This window comes from Streptomyces sp. NPDC002734 (assembly GCF_040295685.1).
Classification (GTDB): domain Bacteria; phylum Actinomycetota; class Actinomycetes; order Streptomycetales; family Streptomycetaceae; genus Streptomyces.
In genome coordinates this window covers 63720-81385 of sequence record NZ_JBEOVU010000023.1, presented here as the reverse complement: position 1 = coordinate 81385, position 17666 = coordinate 63720, and the positions used below count along the sequence as shown (strand labels likewise).

Annotated in this window: 14 protein-coding genes; 10 read left to right on the top strand and 4 right to left on the bottom strand. The window is 73.2% G+C overall.

From position 1 onward, the window contains the following. Positions 1 to 376: 376 nt before the first annotated feature. From ABT026_RS20970 to ABT026_RS20960, 3 genes are all read right to left on the bottom strand, one after another. Positions 377 to 1975: a M48 family metallopeptidase gene (locus ABT026_RS20970; RefSeq protein WP_351116288.1), complete on the bottom strand. Its 1599-nt coding sequence runs from the start codon at positions 1973 to 1975 to the stop codon at positions 377 to 379. A 107-nt stretch (positions 1976 to 2082) separates the two neighbouring features. Continuing rightward, positions 2083 to 2346, bottom strand: coding sequence for a hypothetical protein (locus ABT026_RS20965; RefSeq protein WP_351116287.1), 264 nt, complete (start codon positions 2344 to 2346; stop codon positions 2083 to 2085). Between the two features lie 129 nt (positions 2347 to 2475). Continuing rightward, a complete protein-coding gene (locus ABT026_RS20960) occupies positions 2476 to 3291 on the bottom strand; it encodes a VOC family protein (RefSeq protein WP_351116285.1) in 816 nt (271 codons plus the stop codon). 339 nt (positions 3292 to 3630) lie between these two features. On the opposite strand from ABT026_RS20960, the gene ABT026_RS20955 reads away from it, so the two are divergent. From ABT026_RS20955 to ABT026_RS20920, 8 genes are all read left to right on the top strand, one after another. Beyond that, positions 3631 to 4164: a 2'-5' RNA ligase family protein gene (locus tag ABT026_RS20955; protein ID WP_351116283.1), complete on the top strand. Its 534-nt coding sequence runs from the start codon at positions 3631 to 3633 to the stop codon at positions 4162 to 4164. Positions 4165 to 4239: 75 nt separating this feature from the next. Further along, positions 4240 to 6747, top strand: coding sequence for a DUF4132 domain-containing protein (locus tag ABT026_RS20950; protein ID WP_351116282.1), 2508 nt, complete (start codon positions 4240 to 4242; stop codon positions 6745 to 6747). Then, positions 6747 to 9095, top strand: a complete 2349-nt coding sequence (locus ABT026_RS20945) for a DUF4132 domain-containing protein (RefSeq protein WP_351116280.1) — start codon at positions 6747 to 6749, stop codon at positions 9093 to 9095. Before ABT026_RS20950 ends, ABT026_RS20945 begins: the two co-directional genes overlap by 1 nt. Beyond that, complete coding sequence (locus ABT026_RS20940; protein ID WP_351116278.1) at positions 9095 to 9487, top strand: hypothetical protein; 393 nt, start codon at positions 9095 to 9097, stop codon at positions 9485 to 9487. Before ABT026_RS20945 ends, ABT026_RS20940 begins: the two co-directional genes overlap by 1 nt. A gap of 217 nt (positions 9488 to 9704) precedes the next feature. Next, positions 9705 to 10862 (top strand): MFS transporter, encoded by a 1158-nt coding sequence (locus ABT026_RS20935; RefSeq protein ID WP_351116277.1) that lies wholly within the window; start codon positions 9705 to 9707, stop codon positions 10860 to 10862. A gap of 121 nt (positions 10863 to 10983) precedes the next feature. Then, entirely contained in the window at positions 10984 to 11907 is a 924-nt protein-coding gene (locus ABT026_RS20930; RefSeq protein WP_351116275.1) for a phosphotransferase, read from the top strand. Positions 11908 to 12045: 138 nt separating this feature from the next. Further along, a complete protein-coding gene (locus ABT026_RS20925) occupies positions 12046 to 14133 on the top strand; it encodes a restriction endonuclease (protein WP_351116273.1) in 2088 nt (695 codons plus the stop codon). Positions 14134 to 14224: 91 nt separating this feature from the next. Then, positions 14225 to 14584, top strand: coding sequence for a hypothetical protein (locus tag ABT026_RS20920; protein WP_351116272.1), 360 nt, complete (start codon positions 14225 to 14227; stop codon positions 14582 to 14584). A gap of 77 nt (positions 14585 to 14661) precedes the next feature. Here ABT026_RS20920 and ABT026_RS20915 read toward each other — a convergent pair whose 3' ends face one another. Then, positions 14662 to 16032: an SMI1/KNR4 family protein gene (locus ABT026_RS20915; protein WP_351116270.1), complete on the bottom strand. Its 1371-nt coding sequence runs from the start codon at positions 16030 to 16032 to the stop codon at positions 14662 to 14664. A 78-nt stretch (positions 16033 to 16110) separates the two neighbouring features. Here ABT026_RS20915 and ABT026_RS20910 point away from each other — a divergent pair, with 78 nt between their 5' ends. Together ABT026_RS20910 and ABT026_RS20905 are read left to right on the top strand one after the other, a co-directional pair. After that, the gene (locus tag ABT026_RS20910) at positions 16111 to 16794 is read left to right on the top strand and encodes an Lsr2 family DNA-binding protein (RefSeq protein WP_351116268.1); all 684 of its coding nucleotides are present in this window, start codon (positions 16111 to 16113) and stop codon (positions 16792 to 16794) included. A 41-nt stretch (positions 16795 to 16835) separates the two neighbouring features. Continuing rightward, positions 16836 to 17573: a VOC family protein gene (locus ABT026_RS20905; protein WP_351116267.1), complete on the top strand. Its 738-nt coding sequence runs from the start codon at positions 16836 to 16838 to the stop codon at positions 17571 to 17573. Positions 17574 to 17666 lie beyond the last annotated feature (93 nt).

Here is a 17666-nt window from a genome sequence, read left to right as displayed (position 1 = left end):
CGCGGCAAGGAGGCGCCGTCACCCACGGGCCCGGACGGACGCAAGGAGCCGGACGACGGAGGGGCGGGGCGAACGCGATGAACGGGTCAGCGGAAGCCGGCGATCGACCGATGAGAACGGTCGACGGGAGGAACCGTCAGCAGCAGCGACACGCGCTGGTGGCGATGAGCATGAAGTCAACCACTCGGCGGCTGGTCAACGGGGTCCACGGCATGAGCGAGAGACTGGCATCCGGGAGCAAGGGGGGCAAGGGCGGCCCGAATGCCGAGATCCGCGGTCGAGTTGGGGCGAGGCGAAGACTCCCGCGCGCCAAGGTGGTCGTCCATAAATCGACAACTCGACAACGCCGCGACCTGACGGCCCCACGACGCCTCGGTTACCGGGCGACCTCGGACGCGACCCCGGCCAGCAGGGAACGCAGGAGCGCGGTGTCGGGTGTGTCGGCGACGGCCGCGTCGAGGGCCTCGTCCATGTGCCGCGCCCACTCCCCGGGCAGGGCCAGGCCCGGGCTGTGGCCCGACCAGGCGAGGTCGGGAGTCACCTGCCCGGCCTGGACCAGGCGCAGATGGACCAGTCCGGCGAGGCCGTTGAAGACGGACGGCCGGACGAAGTTGCGGGCGGAGGCCCCGGTCAGCCAGGACGCCTGCTGGGGCTTGGGTATGCGGTCGGCGATCTCCATCCAGAGCAGGCCCCGGTCGACGGCGTCCAGCACGTCCTCCAGGCAGGGCAGCGCGTCGTCCGCGACAGAGCCGGCCGGTCTGCCGGCGCGGTCGTCGGCAGACTCCGCCCGCAGCGCCCTGGCCGTGGCGACCTGAAGCGGCCGGGACTCCTCCTGGGCTTCGGCGACGGCACGGGCCATGACGAGATCGTCCCAACTCGCGCGGGGCACCGTGGAATCCGTCGGCCCCAGCGTGCAGGCCTCCAGCGCCGTGAACACGGCGTCCGCCTCGCGCAGGAGGGTGAGCGCGGGCCTCGCGTCGTCCGGTTCGGCGGTCCTGCCGTCCTCGGGCAACGCCTGGATCAGGGCGACGCGTTCGGCGATCGGAGGATGCGAGTCGTACTCGTGGGGCCGCGGCGGGGTCTGTCCGGCGGAGAATTCGGCGAGGTCCTCGAGGGAGCGGCCCGCCATCATCCGGCGGAATCCGCCGTACACCTCACCTCGTGGGGGGAGGACTCCCAGCCGCTCGCCGACCCCGGCGTAGGCGGTCAGGTAGTGCTCGTAGGCGGCGTCGAGGACGGGCATGGCACGCAGGGACGAGACGGTCGCGTCCCGCCCCGCGTGCCGGGCCGCCGTCCGGTCGGCGGCGAGTTCCTGTTCACGGCCTACGGCCTGCGAGGTGCGCAGGTAGAGGTGGGCGTACCTGACGTACAGCATGCCCACCGCCTCGTGGAACCAGGTCTGGCTCCGCCCGAAGACCTCCACCGTGTGCAGCACGGCCGCACGACCGCGCATGATGACGCCCCCGAGCCGGGTGTCGAGGTTGGCGTAGTGGCCGAACTCGTGAGCCAGCACGCCGCGGAGCTGCTGGACGGTCATGCCCACGAGCAACGGCACGCCGATGCGCATCCGGCGCCGTCCGGGCAGCAGACCCAGCATCCGGCTCGCCTCGGAGACGGCGGCGTTCACCTGCGCGTCGAGGTACAGCTCGTCGGGCGGTTGTTCCCCCGTCGCCTCGGCGGCGGCCCGGACCAGTGCCCACAGCTCGGGCTGGGCGTCGGGCGTCACCGCGACCGCGCCCTCTTCCTTCCTGAGGCGTCCGGCCCGCAGGAAGGCGAACATGCCCTGCACGATCGCCACGGCCAGCAGCAGGGAGGCGGTGAGGGCCCCGCCCTGGAGCAACGACGTCGGAGCACCGGCGGCCGCCCGCGACACCAGCAGCCAGTCCAGTGCTCCGAGGGCGGCCAGCAGGACGAACCCCAGCAGGAAGAAGCCGGTGAGCAGCACGAAGGCGCGCACCACACGCAAACGGGACATCATGGCAGCCCTTCCAGCTGTAGCCGCCACCCCCGACCGGGCTGCCGCGCTCGCGGGATATTACCCACCGGGCGTACCGCACGGTAGGTCCGTGTGTCGGCTCCGGCCTACTGGTCGACCGTGAAGACGACCGCCATGCCGTTCTGTGCCGCCGCGCGGTAGAAGTCCTTCAGCCCCGGCAGGAAGGCCTGCGTGTAGGCGATGTCCGCGGCGTTGCCGGACGACGGACCGTGGCTGCACGGCCGCTTCACCAGCCTGAGCGGTTCCTCGATCTCCTCGACGCACCGCATCACCTCGTCGTCGTCCCGGCAGGCCAGGAGGCGTTCGGTGTCGTCGCGGTCCAGGGCGAAGAGGACTCCGCGAGCCGCCATCGTGTGTCCTCCCACCGAGGTGAACGGGTGCTGGTGGTGATCCAAGCACGCGTCCCACGGCGGGGTGGGCGGGGGCCTGCCGGCCGCCGCCGTCCCGATGCGGCCGGCTGCCGGTGCTGCGCGCCGGGCTCAGCTCTCCGACGGGGTGAGCAGGACGAAGTCCGCGTTCGACGGGTCGAGACAGACGGCCATCCGGCCGACGCCCTCCGCGGTCTCGGGCCCCATCTGCACGGTGCCGCCGTTCTCGGTGACCCGGGCGACCGCGGCGTCGCAGTCGGTGACGTTGAAGACCGGGTGCCAGTACGGCCGGCCGTGCGCCAGGCCGAGGTTCTCCATGCCGAGTTCCATCAGGCCGCCGTGCATGCGCTCCTCGGGGAGCCCGGCGGGTGTGATCATCGTGTACGTGCCGCCACCGCCGGGCATGGCCATGTCGCTGAACTGCCAGCCGAAGACGGTGCCGTAGAACTCCTTGGCCGCCGCCGCGTCGGTCGTGTACAGCTCGGTCCATGACAGCGACCCCGGCTTGTCCACCAGCTCGACGCCCTTGTCGGTGCCCGGCTGCCAGACCGCGAACTGTCCCCCCAGGGGGTCGCTGTACTGCGCCATCCGGCCCCACTCGTCGAGGTCGGTCGGCGCCACCCGCACGGTGCCGCCCGCGCCTTCCACGGTCCGGGTGGTGGCGTCCGCGTCGGAGACGCAGTAGTAGATCATCCAGGCCGACCGGGCGCCCTTCTCGGTGAGCTTGCCGAGCCCCGCGACGATCTTGCCGTCCTTGCGGAACATGCCGCCTTCCATGCCGTCGGCGTCCTGGCCGCCCCCGCCCGCGCCCATGGGTTCGTAGTCCCAGCCGAGGACGGCGCCGTAGAAGGCCGCGGCGGCGCCCACGTCGGGCGCGCCGAGGTCGAGCCAGCAGGGGGAACCGGGGACGAAGTCGTTCGTGATCATGGCGAGGATTCCCTTCCGCAGATCGTTGACCAAGCCAGCCTGGCACGGGGCGGCGACGGTCGCCCTTCGGCCGCCACGGCCGGAGCGGCGGCGCGCCCCGCACGGCCGTAACCCTCCTCGCCGCGACGTCCTCGCCGCGCCCTCCGAGTGTCACTCGCCCGGTCCAGGGACGCTTCCGCTCGAGTTGCCCGCCCGGCACGCGGGCTCAGGATGAGAGATGAGAGGGGGCCACCGGCAGCACGGCAGTGAGGCCACCGGCGCCGCCCGGACGGCCGGGCCCCGGTGGTGCGGGACGGACGGGTGCCGGCCCCGTGAGTACCGCGTGGGTACCCTGCGGTGGTGCGCACGGTCGAGCTTCTGTTGGACGAGTCGGCGGACCTGGCGGTCCGTGAGGCCTGGCGGCGGCTCGCGGACGCGGGGCTGCCCAGTCAGGCGCGCCACCGGTCGCCGACCAACAGCCCGCACCTCACCCTGGTCACCTGCCCGGAACTGACCGCCCCGATCCGCTGGGAGCTCGCCGAGGTGGCCGCCGCCCTGCCGCTGCCGGTGCGGTTCACCGGGGTCGTCCGCTTCGAACGCCCCACCTCGGTGCTCGCCTGGGCCCTGGACCGCGACGACGCGCTGGCCGGCCTGCACCGCCGGGTGTGGGAGGCGGTGACCGCGGACAGTCCGCCCCAGGCGCTCAACCCCCTGCACGCACCCGGGCGTTGGTCCCCGCACGTCACCCTGGGACGCAGCCGGAGGCCCGGCGCGTTCGCCGGCCGGCGGGTCCACGAGCTGCTGCCCGCGCCGCCGCTGCCGGTCCGGCTCACCACCCTGCGCAGTTACGACACCGAGACCGGTGCCCTCGAGGTGCTGCTGCCCCGCCCCTGAGGGCGGTCAGGGCGCGCCGGCCGAACCGCCCGCGTGCCCGGCCCCGTTGTCAGTCCCCCTTGCCATCATCCCGTCATGCTGCACGAAGCCCTGGCCGTTCAGGCCCGCCGGAACGACCCGCTCGACGACGTGAGGACCGCTGCCCTCGACCGCGCCCGCGGGCTCGTCGACCTCCTGGAACGTCAACGGACGGAACCCCGTTGGAACGCCTTCGCCGCGTCGCGGGGAGCGGGGGAGTACGACCGCATCCTGGTGGTCTGCGCGGCCAACCAGGACGCGATCGACGGGTGGCTGGCGGCCTGCTCGGACGCGGAGGGCCGCGCCGCGGCCCTGTGCCTGATGCAGGCGTCCCGTTGCGACATCCCCGGATCCCGGGAGTACCGGGCCGAGCTCGGGACCGTGATGAGGCGGGTGCGGGGTTGGACCCCGGAGGAGGTCGCGGTGATGCTGTCCTGCGTCACCGCGACCCCCATCGACCACTGGTCCGCGGGCCCCCTGGGGCCGGCCCTGGACGCGGCCGAGCAGCTCGACGCCGACGGCTGCCGTGCCCTCGCCCCCCAGTTGCGCCTCGCCCACACCGAACTGATGAGCGGTGAGGCACCCGGGCACCAGCGCGGACCACTCGGCAGGCGGCTGCGCGCACTGCTCGCGCGCGTGGACAGGGCGCTCATACCCGACGGACTGATCCCGCCGCACGCCCCGTGGGCCGCCGCGCTGCGCGACCGCGCCGAGGTGCGGCCCACGCCCGAGCTGGCCGAGCTCGTCCAGCACCTCCTGGCTCCGTCCGGGCCACGCCCCTCGCAGCGGTGGCGGCGGACCTGCCGCACCCTCATGGAGGCGGCGTCGGCCGGCGAACTGGCGACCGGGATCCTGCGGACGCTGGCCGAGGACGAGCCGCTGTGCAGCAGGAGGCGCGGCACGCACAACGGATGGATGCCCGACGACTACCACTACCACTACCTCGTCCACCAGAACGACGGGGATCTGGCCCGGGGCCTCGTCTGGGCGGGCGCGCTGGCGGGCGGACCGGCCGCCGTGCCCCACCTTGGCGCGCTCGCCCTGCGGGCCGGCGGCCCCAGGACCGACGTGGCCGAGGACCTCAAGCTCGCGGGCGCGGCGATCAACGCGCTGGCCGAGGTCGACGATCCGGCCGCCCTGGAGGCCCTGTGGCGTCTGCGGTCCCGGATCAGGCACCGGGCCCTGCGCAAGCAGATCGGCACGGCCCTGACGACGGCCGCCGCACGGCAGGGGATCACACAGGGGCAGCTCGTCGAACGGAGCGTCCCCGCCCACGGCCTGGCTCCGGACGGGTCGATCGAGCGGATGCTGGGCGGACACCGGGCGCGTGTGACGGTGGAGGACGCGGCGACGGTGCGGCTCACCTTCACGGCTCCCGACGGCCGGACCTCCCGCACGGCCCCCGCGGCGGTCAAGAACGGTTTTCCCGACGCGCTGCGGGAGGTGAAGGCCCTGGCCAAGGAGGTGCGGGGGACGCTGTCGGCGGAGCGGTCCCGTCTCGAGGCGCTGATGTCGGCCGGGCGTGAATGGCCGTACGACGAGTGGTGCCGCCACTACCGCGACCACCCGGTCACCGGGACGGTCGTCCGTGGACTGATCTGGGAGTTCCAGGACGTGGACGGTGCCTGGCGTGCGGCGGCCCCGGCGGCCGGGCCGCTGGGCGAGCCCGTGCGGGTCCGGCTGTGGCATCCGATCCTGGCGTCCGCCGAGGAGATCAGGGCGTGGCGGGAACTGCTCGTCGCCGAACAGGTGCGGCAGCCGTTCAAGCAGGCGTTCCGGGAGATCTACCTGCTCACCCCGGCCGAGGAGGAGACCCGCCTCTACTCCAACCGGTTCGCCGCCCACATCGTCCACTACCCCCGGCTCTACGCGCTGTTCAAGGAGCGCGGCTGGCAGGCCAACTTCCTCGGCCCCTACGACGGCGGTGACGGGGAGGCATGGGGCGAGTTCGGTGACGGCGAGTGGCGTGCCTGCTTCCACCACGAGCCCGCCGGCGACGGCGGCGATCACGCGACCGACTACGCCGCGACGGACCAGGTGCGGTTCGAGCGGCGCGAGGGGCGGCGCCGGCGCGAGGTGCCGCTGGCGGAGGTGCCGCCGCTGGTGTTCAGCGAGGCGATGCGGGACGTCGACCTGTTCGTGGGCGTCACCTCGATCGCCGCCGACCCCGACTGGAGCGACCGGGGCGAGGACCGCTGGAACGGCTACTGGCGGACGGCCACCTTCGGCGCGCTGACGGCGAGTGCCGAGGTCCGCCGCGAGACGCTGGAACGGATCCTGCCACGCCTGCGGATCGCCGACCGGTGCTCGATCGACGGGCGCTTCCTGGTGGTCCGGGGAGACCTGCGGACGTACCGGATCCACCTCGGTTCGGCCAACATCCTGATGGCGCCGAACGACGCGTACCTGTGCGTCGTCCCCTCACGTGGCAAGGGCGTCGGCACGGTGTTCCTGCCCTTCGAGGACGAACGACTCTCGCTCATCCTCAGCAAGGCGTTCCTGCTGGCCGCCGACACCAAGATCACCGACGGGACCATCCTCCGGCAGATCGGGAGAGACGCCTGATGGACCTCGCAGCCCGACTGATGCGCGCCCTGACCGACCCCGGCGTCCCGCCGGAGGAGCTGCACCGGCGTGTCGACCTCTCTCAGGTGTCCGACGAGGAGCTCGGCGGCCTGCTCGCCGCCGCCCAGCGGGTGGCCGCCCTGGAGGCCCCCAGGACAGGAACGGTCCGCCTCGCGGTGGAGCAGGCCGCCGAGCAACGCCGGCCCCGCTTCACGCCCGCCGCCTGCCGCGAGATGCTCGAAGCACTCGCCGAACGGTACGAGCAGCGGGGCTGGGTGGACCTCACCTGGGGACTCGACGCCCTGGAGAACTGCACCGGACCGCTGCCCGACGTGTCGGGACCGGCCGGTGCCCTGGTCCGGCTCTGGCTGAGCAAGGACACACTGCGCCAGCCGTACGCGTTCCTCGCCCTCGCCCACTTCGCCGGCGAGGAGGAACTGCGCCTGGCGGTGGAACACCTGTCCCGGAACGTGGACCCGATCGTCGCGGAGGAGATCGCCGTCGTCGCCGGTTCCGCCCTGCCCCGGGGATTCTCGGCGTCCGTGGCGGACCGGGACGACCGGCCGACCCCGACGTCCGTCCACGCCTGGCGCAGATCGGCCGACAACCCCGCCTACGCGGCGTTCGCCCGTCGCGCGCTGGAAGCCGCGGCCGACCGCACCGACGCCGTCCGGGAGGGCCGGATCCCCTACCGGGCGGACAAGGCGTTCACGGACCGGGAGGTCACCACGCTCGGACAGGCCCTGCGGGTGGCGCTGCAACGCGACGAGCCCTGGCTGCCGGAGCTGTTCGAGCGGCTGCTGCCAGGTGTCTCCCTCGCCCCCACGGCCGCCAGGACCCTCCCCTCACAGGCCCTCCTGTACGAGGTGGTGCGCGCCGCCCAGGACTACCCGACGCCCGAGCTGCTGACGGCCCTGCGCACCGTGCGCCGGACCGTCCGGCACGCGGGCGTGCCCAAGCAGCTCGACAGGATGCTCAAGAAGGCCGACGCGGCCCTGGCCGAACGCACCGACGTGGCCCTGCGGCTGCCGGCGCCGGAGGGCTTCGGAACCGACTCCGTCGACGGCTCGGCGGCGGTGGGCGTCCTGCGCCGGACGGTCGGTGACTACCGGGCCGTCGTCACGGTCACCGACACCGCCACACTCACCTGGGAGAAGGACGGCCGCCCGCTGCGCGCCACCCCGGCGCCGGTCCGGCGCGACCACCCCGCGCCGGTCAAGGAGCTGCGCGACACGGTCAAGCGGGTCAACGCCCAACTGGCGACGCTGGTAAGGGCATTGGAAGGCAGCTTCGGCGTCGACGCGGTACACCCCTACGGCTGGTGGCGCACCGACCTGGCCGGGCACCCCGTCGCCAGGTCCCTGGTGCGCCGGCTGATCTGGGAGATCGAGGTGTCCCCGGGGCAGTGGCAGGCCGTCCTCCCGGAAGCGGGGGAGGACCTTCCCGACGCCCCGGAGGACGCCTCCGTACGCCTGTGGCACCCGATCCGCTCCGAGCCGGATACCGTGCGCGCCTGGCGCGACCTGATCACCGAGCGGTGCGTCCGGCAGCCCTTCAAGCAGGCGTTCCGCGAGATCTACCGCCTCACCCCGGCCGAGGAGGAGACCCGCGTCCACTCCCACCGCTTCGCCGCACACCTCGTCCACTACCGCCGGATGTTCGCCCTCTTCCGGGCCCGCGGATGGAAGAGCGCACTGCTCGGCCCCTGGGACGGCGGAGAGAGTGACGAGGCGCAACGCACCCTCGCGGCAGGGGAGTGGCGTGCCGGCTTCCTCCACACCTGGGCCGACTGGTCGGGCGAGGACGAACTCGCCTCGACCGACCAGGTGCGCTTCGACCGCCGCGTGGACGGCGCTTGGCGCCAGGCCCCGCTCGCCGACGTGCCGCCGCTGGTGTTCAGCGAGGTCATGCGCGACGTGGACCTCTTCGTGGGCGTCACCTCGATCGCCGCCGACCCCGACTGGACGGCCGGCGGCCGCGAACGGGCCTACTGGGAGCGGGCCGGCTTCGCCGAGCTCACCGAGAGCGCCGAGGCCCGTCGCGACGCCCTCGAACGGATCCTGCCCCGCCTGCGGATCGCCGACCGGTGCTCGATCGACGGGCGCTTCCTGGTGGTCCGGGGAGACCTGCGGACGTACCGGATCCACCTCGGTTCGGCCAACATCCTGATGGAACCGGACGACAGCTACCTCTGCGTCGTCCCGGCGCGACGGTCCAAGGACGGCACGGTGTTCCTGCCCTTCGAGGACGAACGGCTCTCGCTCGTCCTCAGCAAGGCGTTCCTGCTGGCCGCCGACTCGAAGATCACCGACCAGTCCATCCTCACGCAGATCGAGCGAGGTGCCTGATGGCCACAGTGACGTTCCGGGACGAGACCGCGGCGGGCAGGCCGCTCACCGAGTGGGAGGTCACCGGGCTCCCGGGGACGATGACGGTACGGCAGCTGATCAGGCTGCGGGTCCGCGAGGAGGTCGCCCGGCACAACGCGCGTCCGACCCACCGCTTCAACGGTCTCGTCCGCCCCGACGACGCGGAGACGGAACTGAACGGCTATCTCCTGCGGGAGCCTCGCCGTATCGACTGGGAGCGCCAGGCGGATACCGCCGAGCGCGCCTTCCTCGCCAACGGCTTCTTCGTGCTGGCCGGCGACCGCCAGGTCGAGGATCTCGACGAGGTCGTGGACCTCACCACCGACCCCGACCTGGTCTTCATCAAGCTCGTCGCCCTCGTCGGGGGCTGAGGACGGGCGGCTTCGGGTGCACTCGTCCGCGCCGCGGGGTAGGGACCCGGCTGACGGGGCGTTCCGATCAGCTGTGCGCAGGCGGACGTCGCGCCGTCCCGGCCGATCGCCGCGGTCGCGGTCGCGGTCGACGGTCCGGTGGTGACAACGCAGTCGAGTGGAGGACGCAGGCGTGAGCCGTGACGGCATACGAAGAGGCGCTCTCCTCCGCGGACGGGTGGCCACGGCGCTGTACTTCCTGCTCTTCGGCGCCACCCTGGGCTGCTGGACGAGCCGCATTCCGGCGATCAAGGCCGAACTCGGCCTGAGCGACGGGGAGCTGAGCCTCGCCCTGCTGGCGTTCGCCGTGGGCGCCATCGCCGGCATGCTGGGTCTGGGACGGCTCGTCGACCGCTGGGGCAGCTTCCGGGTCCTGGTCCCGACGGCGCTGCTGGAGGGCGTCCTGCTCGGCCCGACCGCGTTCATGCCGACGCTGGCCTCGCTCATGGCGGCACTGTTCGTCTTCGGGCTGGTGCACGGCACGCTGAACATCGCGATGAACGCGAACGGGATGGAGGTCCAGCGCGCCTGGGGCCGTCCCGTCGTGACGTCGTTCCACGCCGTGTACAGCATCGGCGGCTTCCTCGGGGCCGCGGCCGGCGGGGTTTTCGCGCACCGGGACGTGAGTCCGGAAGCGACGTTCGCCGCGGTCGGCGCCGTGGTCCTGGCGCTGGCCCTGTGGGCGATCGCCTGGACCCTGCGAGCAGAAGCCGGCCCGCCGGCCGCCGCGGACCTCGAGCCCTCGGCCGGGCGCAGGCGTGGGGGTCCGCAGCTGACCGGCCTCCTCCTGCTCGGCGGGCTGGCCATGTGCACGCTGGTCGGCGAGGGCACGGCCGCGGACTGGAGCGCCGTCTACCTGCACGAGAGCCTGGGCAGCACACCGGCCTTCGCCGCCGCGGCGTTCGCGGCGTTCTCGGTCGCGATGACGGTCGGACGGCTGCTCGGCGACGGCCTGGCGGCGCGCTGCGGGCCCGTGCGGCTCGTCCGCGGGTGCGGGGTGCTCGCCTCGGCCGGCATGATCGCCGCCCTCCTGATCGGGCATCCCGTCGCCGCGGTCGTCGGCTTCGCCTGCCTGGGGGCCGGCATGTCCTGCATAGCCCCGCAGGTCTACATGGCGGCGGCGCAACGCGACCCGGCCCGCACCGGCGCGGCACTGTCCCTCGTGGTCAGCCTCGGCTACGTGGGGTTCCTCGTGGGGCCGTTGGTGATCGGCGCGGTCAGCACCGTCACCGGCCTGCCGACCGCTCTCGGCATCCCCGCGGTGCTGATCCTCCTGGTCGTCGTCGGCGCCTCGTCGTTGCGTCCGCCGCCCCGGGGAGCCGAAGCCACCGCGTGACGCGGGCGGCTCCCCCTCCGGCAGGCGGGGAGGCCCGCCGCCCCTGCGGCGTCGGAGCGCCCGCCCCCGCGCCCGCGAAACTCCGTTGCCGCGTCATCGCCCGTGGCCTACGGTCCCGGTCATGCTGCCTGTGGTGGAGACGGACGACGCGTGGGACTCCGTGGTCCGCGACGAGAGCGTGATGCGTCCCGCGGTGGAGGACCTCTGCGCACGCCTCGGGTTTCCCGGCGCGGCACTGGTCCGCTTCCCCGAGGGATCGCAGCCGGTGTACGCGGTGGGCGACGACCACGTGCTCAAGCTCTTCCCCACGGCCGCCGCCCGGGACGGCATCGCCGAAGGCCGCGTCCTCACCCACGTCCAGGGACGACTGCCGGTGCCGACGCCCACGGTGCGGGACTTCGGGCCGTACGAGAACGGCTGGCAGTACGTCCTGATGTCCCGGCTCCGCGGCGAGAGTCTCGCCCACTGCTGGGGCGACGTGCCCCGGCAGGACCGTGAACGGCTCGTCGCCGAGATCGGTGAGATGCTCGCGGTGCTGCACTCCCTCGGCACCGGGCAACTGGGGGACGTCCTCGGCCCCGGAGACTGGGGCGCCTTCCTGGACCGCCAGAGAGCCGGCGCGGTGCGGCGGCAGTCCGCGCGCGGACTGTCCGCGTCCTGGCTCGACCAGATACCGGACTTCCTCGCGTCGGTTCCGCTGCCGCGAGCCCCGCGGCCCTGCTTGCTGCACACCGAGGTCATGCAGCAGCACCTCCTGGTCGACCCCGACGGATGGCGTCTGACCGGACTGTTCGACTTCGAGCCCGCGATGATCGGCGACCGCGCCTACGACTTCGTCGGTGTCGGCCTGTTCGTCACCCGCGGCGATGCGGCCCTGCTGACCCGGCTCACCGGCGCCTACGGCCACGGCTTCGCGCCGGACGCGCTCATGGCCTACACACTGCTGCACGTGTACAGCAACCTGCCCTGGTACCTGCGGGAACTCCCCGCACCCGCCGAGGACACCCTGCCCGCGCTCGCGGCGACGTGGTTCGGCACGGCCTGACCCCGGGCCTGCTCGGCCACCGACCGGAACGGCCTCGTCGGGTAATGTTGTCGCCCCGCGCCAGGCACAGGGGGCAACCGGATCCGGGGGGAACCGGCGGATCCTGGGGCGGAGTGCGTGGGGAGGACCAAGCACCACATGAGTCGCCGTTCCACCGGAATCGTCGGCGCCTGGGCGGAGATCCAGCGCCAGCAGCAGCGTCAGAGGGAGCTCGAGGCGAGGCGGCAGCAGGCCGCCGCCCGCGAGGCGCGGGCCTACCAGCGCCGGGTGGCCCAGAGCCACCGGGAGTACCGGCAGGCGGAGGCCGGCAGGCGCACGGCGGAACTCGACGCCCAGGTCGCCGAGTTGCAGGGACTGCTGGCCGCCGGATGCCGGGCCCCGGCCTTCCGCGCCACCTCGCTGCGGCGGGCCGAGTCGGTGGAGCCGTTCGCCCCCGGCCCGCTCGCCCACCCCGTCCCTCTTCCCGACCGCGCCGCCTACCAGCCGCAGAACGGCGGCTGGACGGCCGCCCGTCGCGCCCAGGCGGAGGCCGAGGCCCGGGCCCGTTTCGAGCACGACTGGTACGCGGCCCAGGCCGCCGAACACCGGCGACAGCAGCAACTCGCCGCCTACCGGGCCCAGTACGACGCCTGGGCACAGACCCAGCTGTCGGAGGTGCGACGTCACAACGAGGGTGTGGCCCAGGTGGTCGACGGGGTCCGCCGACGCACGCCCGAGGCGGTGGTCGAGTACTTCTCGGCCGCCCTCTACGCCTCCACCGCCTGGCCCGAGGGCTTCCCCCGTCAGGTGTCCGCCGCCTACGACCCCGCGGCCGGCCAGCTCGTGCTCGACTGGCAGCTTCCCGGCTACGACGTCGTGCCCGCGGTGAAGGCCGTCCGCTACCGCTCCGGCACGGACGACGACCAGGAAACGGCCCGCCCCGTGACGCAACGCCGGGCGCTGTACCGCGAAGTCGTCGCGCAGTGCCTGCTGCTGGTGCTGCACAGCCTCTTCGCCGCCGACGAGTACGCCGCCCTGGACTCCGTCGCCCTCAACGGCTTCGTCGACGACAACGACCCCGCGACCGGCCGGCGAACCCGGATCCACCTCGCGACGGTGATGGCTCCGCGCACCACCTTCGACAGGCTCCACCTGGAGCAGGTGGACGCGGTGAGCTGCCTGACCGACGCCCTCAGGGGACAGCTCACCGCCCGCCCCGACCAGCTCACGCCCGTGCGGCCCGGGCGGCGGCCCGAGGAGATCGGTGCGCAGGTCGTCCGTCACGGAGGGGAGGAGGAACCCGATCTCTTCGCGATGGACCCCCTCGCCTTCGAGTCCCTCGTCGCGGAACTCTTCCGCGCCATGGGCATGCAGGCCGTCACCACCCAGCGCTCCAACGACGGCGGCGTGGACGTCGACGCCCTGGACCCGGCCCCCATCCGCGGGGGCAAGATCGTCGTCCAGGTGAAGCGCTACCGCAACACCGTGCCGCCCACCGCCGTGCGCGACCTCTACGGCACCGTCCAGGACGTGGGAGCCAACAAGGGCGTCCTGGTCACGACCTCGCGGTTCGGCCCCGGATCCCACACCTTCGCCAACGGCAAGCCGCTGGAACTGGTCTCCGGGCCCGAGCTCGTCGACCTGCTCCACCGTCACGGGCTGTCCGGACGTCTGGGTGACGCGGGCGCCCCTTCGGCCACTGCCCGCACCGAGCGCCCCGCCGCCCCCGCCTCCGCCCGCACGCCGTCCCCCGGCCCGCCGGACGACTACAACGTGCTGGCCATGTCCTGGACCGGGACCGTGGCGCTGGACGTGTGCGCCCTTGTCTGCACGGGCGACCGGGCCCTGAGCGAGGACCACTTCGTCTTCTACAACAACCCCCGCACCCCCGACGGCGCGGTCGCCGCCCTGCCCGCCACACCGCCCGACAAGGCCGCCGTCCGCGTCTCCTTCGACGCCGTCCCCCCGGAGGCCGACCGCCTGGTGCTCGTCGCCGCCGTCGACCCTCACGTCAACCCGGACGCGGACCTCGCCGCCTTCACGGACGCCCACGTCAGACTCCTCGACCCGAGCCTCGCGGAGCTCGACCGCCTCGAGGTCTCGGACGGCCGCCCCGGTGAAACGGCCCTCGTCCTCGGCTCCTTCCGCCGCCGCGCGAACGGGGACTGGAACTTCGTCATCGGCGGCAAGGGCTACCGCGACGGACTGCAACAACTCCTCCAGGACCATGGCATCGACGTCGAGTAGGCGCGCCCGGGGACTTCCTGCGGTCCTGCCGACCACCGCACACCCCCCGTAGGTACCTCCGGAGAGTCCGGAGGGCCTACGGAGGCTCTCGATGTCCCGAACCGTTCGCACACTTCCCCGGCGACTCCGCGTCCCCGACGGCGCCGGGGAGTCGGCGTTCCTTCACGACCTGCGTCACACCCGTGCCGCCTCGGCACGGGCCGCCCGCCAAGGCCGCCGCCCCGTCCCCGTCAGGACGCTGCGCCGGGTCACCTCCTGGCAGTGGACGGAGCCCGACTCCAGGGACCGCTCGTTCGCGACCGAGGTCGCCACGGCCGAGAGCCGGGCCCGGCTCCGCTGCCGGCTCGAGGCGCAGCGGATCCGCGGACTGCACCGTGCCGGCCACGACATCGAGGGGGCGGACATCGTGCCGGTCCGCCACCGCCACGAAGGGCTCTGGCACGCCTGGTAGAAGCCCGGTCTGCCGGCCCCGGGGCCACGCGGGTTCCCGCTGCGCCGGGCAAGGGCCGGCGGCTCCCGTTGTCGTCCCTACAGGACCGCTCCCTCCAGCACCGTGACACCGGCAATCGGGGGCCGGCCGAACAGGGCGAGGATCTCGTCGGCGAGGGCGATGGTGTGCAGAGGGTTGTCCTGCGGCCGGTGGCCCTGGATGTCCGCGGCGAGGAGCCCGGTGGGCACGGCGCCCGCGTCGACGAGGACGCGCCACTCCGCATGGGGGAGTGCCAGGTACTCGAGACCGGTGAGCGCGGATATCTCCCGGGGGTCGGCGAGGGTGCCGGGATACGCGGCGAGGGCCCGCAGGCGGGGGAGGCCGAGGACCGGCGCGAGGCTGACGGGCTTCTGCCGCAGGACCCCGATGCTGAGGACCTCCAGACCGGGGTGGGCGGCAGCCTCGACGCTGGGGACGGAGGCGTGGTTGACGTGGGCGACGAGCGGCGGCCGGGTCACCCTGCGGATCTCACGGCCGCCGTCCTGGCCGTGGACGACCATGTCCGTGAGGGAGTCGGCGACCAGATCGGCGCCGATGTTCTCCTCGTGAGAGATGATGATCACCTGCCCCAAGTGGCCGTCCGGACCCGGCGTCAGGTCGACGGCGATGCGGTCCCCGCCGCCGTTGTCGCCGAAGACGATCCAGCCCGGTGAGCCGACGAGCCCCTGCACGGCGTCCTCGGGCCACGTCTCGACCGCGTCCAGGGCGCCGAACCGCCACAGGACGTGCCGGGAGGCCGCGTCGGCGACGTACACCTGGTCGAGGGGCAGGAGTTCGCAGCCGACGACGTCGAACGGATCCTGGTCGTCGTGCCAGTCCTCGTAGCGGCCCCGGAGGGTCCGGTACAAGGTCGCCAACTCAGGGGGCATCGCCATGCCCAGGCGCGCCTCCGCCTCTGCCAGCTCCTGGTCGGTGGCGCCCACCGCGTCCGGGAGCCGTTCGAGCAGGGTGCGCCGCAGCAGTTCCGGATCCGCGGACGGGGCCGGCGCCCTGTCCGTCACCGCCTCGGGCAGGCGGCGCGCCGGCTCGGGCAGGGCGCAGTCCGCGAGCAGGAGGGTGCCCGGGTGCGCGGACGCGATCCCCGGCTCGGCCGAGGGACCCAGATCGATCAGGTGAAGCCGGACACCACCGGGAGCGGAGGAGCCCTCCACGACGAAGGAGACCTCGTCGACCCCGCCCTCCTCGAGTGCTTCGACGACGGTGCCCACGGCGTCGAACTCGTCCTGATGGTCCGAGACCAGCGAGGCCTGCCCCGGTTCCGGGTCGCGCCACGGCAGCGGCACGCTCCACGCCCCGAGGCTGATCTGCCCCGACACGTGTCCGCCGGGCGTATCCAGCGTCTCCGCGTGGGCGGCGCGCAACAGGCGCAGCAGGGGCTGCCAGGTGGCGAAGTCGTGAAGCCCGGGCATGAAGGGGTCCTCCTGAACTCGTGCGCGCTGACTCCGCATTATGGGTGGGAGCGCCGACATCACGGAGAGGGGAACCGGATGACCGACCTGGCCACACTCACACGGCTGTGTCCCCCGCCCGACCCGCCCATGGCCATCCGCTGGGACGCGGTCGAAGCAAGGCTCGGCATGCCGTTGCCGCAGGACTACAAGGACCTCGCCGACCTGTACGGGCCGGGGGCCTTCGACGACTACCTCTCTCCGTACCACCCGCACGGGGTGACGGAGTTCGTCAACCTCATCGGGCCCATGCCGGGCCGGATCCGGGAGCAGCTGCGGCGTGACCGGGAACGGGGCAGTCACCCGGTACCGCACCCTCCCGACCGGCTCTTCGCCTGCGGCGTCACCGACAACGGGGAGTACCTGTTCTGGGTGACGGACCCCGCGGGCGCGCCCGACCGTTGGCCCGTCGCCGTCAACGAGGCACGTGGCCCCCGCTGGTTCACCCATGAGGGGACTCTGACGTCCTTCCTGGTCGGTGTGTTCCGGGGGACGGTGTCGGTGCCGCTCTTCCCGCGCGGTCTCGCGGGCCCCCGGCACCGGTTCGTGCCCTCGCGCCCCACGCTGTGGAAGCCCGGGCCGCCCGTGGCCACCACATCCGTGGACACGGGGCAGATCCGGTCCTGGGCGCGAGCGCGGGGTTACGACGTTCCCCCGCGCGGGCGGGTCCCACGTGAGGTTCGCGAGGCGTGGGAGCGCGCGCACTCCGAGACGGCTTCGTAGGGCGGCGGAGGGGCAGTTGGGGCGGCTTCTAGTATCTGCGCATGGCTACGAGACTCGTGCAGATCAACATGAAGGCCCACGACGACTCCGCGCTCGGCCGGTTCTGGGCCGAGGTGCTCGGCTGGGGCATCGACAGCGAGGCGCCCGGCGTGACCAACCTCGAACCCGTGGGCTTCGCCTACCCCGACCCCACGGCCGTCTGCATCGACATCATCGCCCGCCCGGAACCGAAGACGGTGAAGAACCGGGTGCACGTCGATCTGGCCACCACCTCGCCCGCCCACCAGACGGAGTTGGTCGAGCGGCTGCGGGCCCTCGGCGCCACGCTCGCCGACGTGGGCCAGGGCGACGTCCCCTGGACGGTCATGGCCGACCCGGAGGGCAACGAGTTCTGCGTGCTGGAGCCCCGCCCGGTCTACGGGGACACCGGGCCGATCGCCGCGGTGGTGGTCGACTGCGCCGACCCGGGGGCCATGGCCCGGTTCTGGGGCGAGGCGACGGACTGGACGGTGCACGAGGTCGCCGACGACCACGCGAGCCTGCGCTCCGCCAAGGGTGTCGGTCCCTACCTGGAGTTCGTCCGCACTCCGGACGCCAAGAGCGGGTGGAACCGCGTCCACCTCGATGTCGCCCCGTACAAGGGTGACGACCTGGCCACGGAGGAGGCCCGGCTGCGGGCACTGGGCGCGGGTGACCCCGGCATCGACCAGTCCGGGATCCACTGGACCGTCCTGACCGACCCGGAGGGCAACGAGTTCTGCCTGCTCACCCCGCGCTGACCGACGGATGCCGCGCTCGTCGGCGCGGGTGCGCGCGGGCAGCGCGGCGACCGGCGGTTTCTCCCCTTTCGCCCCGTATCTTCGGATCACGCG

Coding starts and splice junctions, on each gene's coding strand:
- ABT026_RS20905 (WP_351116267.1), top strand. CDS start 16,836: ATGGCTACGAGACTCGTGCAGATCAACATGAAGGCCCACGACGACTCC.
- ABT026_RS20940 (WP_351116278.1), top strand. CDS start 9,095: ATGGCCACAGTGACGTTCCGGGACGAGACCGCGGCGGGCAGGCCGCTC.
- ABT026_RS20965 (WP_351116287.1), bottom strand. CDS start 2,346: ATGGCGGCTCGCGGAGTCCTCTTCGCCCTGGACCGCGACGACACCGAA.
- ABT026_RS20910 (WP_351116268.1), top strand. CDS start 16,111: ATGACCGACCTGGCCACACTCACACGGCTGTGTCCCCCGCCCGACCCG.
- ABT026_RS20930 (WP_351116275.1), top strand. CDS start 10,984: ATGCTGCCTGTGGTGGAGACGGACGACGCGTGGGACTCCGTGGTCCGC.
- ABT026_RS20915 (WP_351116270.1), bottom strand. CDS start 16,032: ATGCCCGGGCTTCACGACTTCGCCACCTGGCAGCCCCTGCTGCGCCTG.
- ABT026_RS20945 (WP_351116280.1), top strand. CDS start 6,747: ATGGACCTCGCAGCCCGACTGATGCGCGCCCTGACCGACCCCGGCGTC.
- ABT026_RS20950 (WP_351116282.1), top strand. CDS start 4,240: ATGCTGCACGAAGCCCTGGCCGTTCAGGCCCGCCGGAACGACCCGCTC.
- ABT026_RS20960 (WP_351116285.1), bottom strand. CDS start 3,291: ATGATCACGAACGACTTCGTCCCCGGTTCCCCCTGCTGGCTCGACCTC.
- ABT026_RS20920 (WP_351116272.1), top strand. CDS start 14,225: ATGTCCCGAACCGTTCGCACACTTCCCCGGCGACTCCGCGTCCCCGAC.
- ABT026_RS20925 (WP_351116273.1), top strand. CDS start 12,046: ATGAGTCGCCGTTCCACCGGAATCGTCGGCGCCTGGGCGGAGATCCAG.
- ABT026_RS20970 (WP_351116288.1), bottom strand. CDS start 1,975: ATGTCCCGTTTGCGTGTGGTGCGCGCCTTCGTGCTGCTCACCGGCTTC.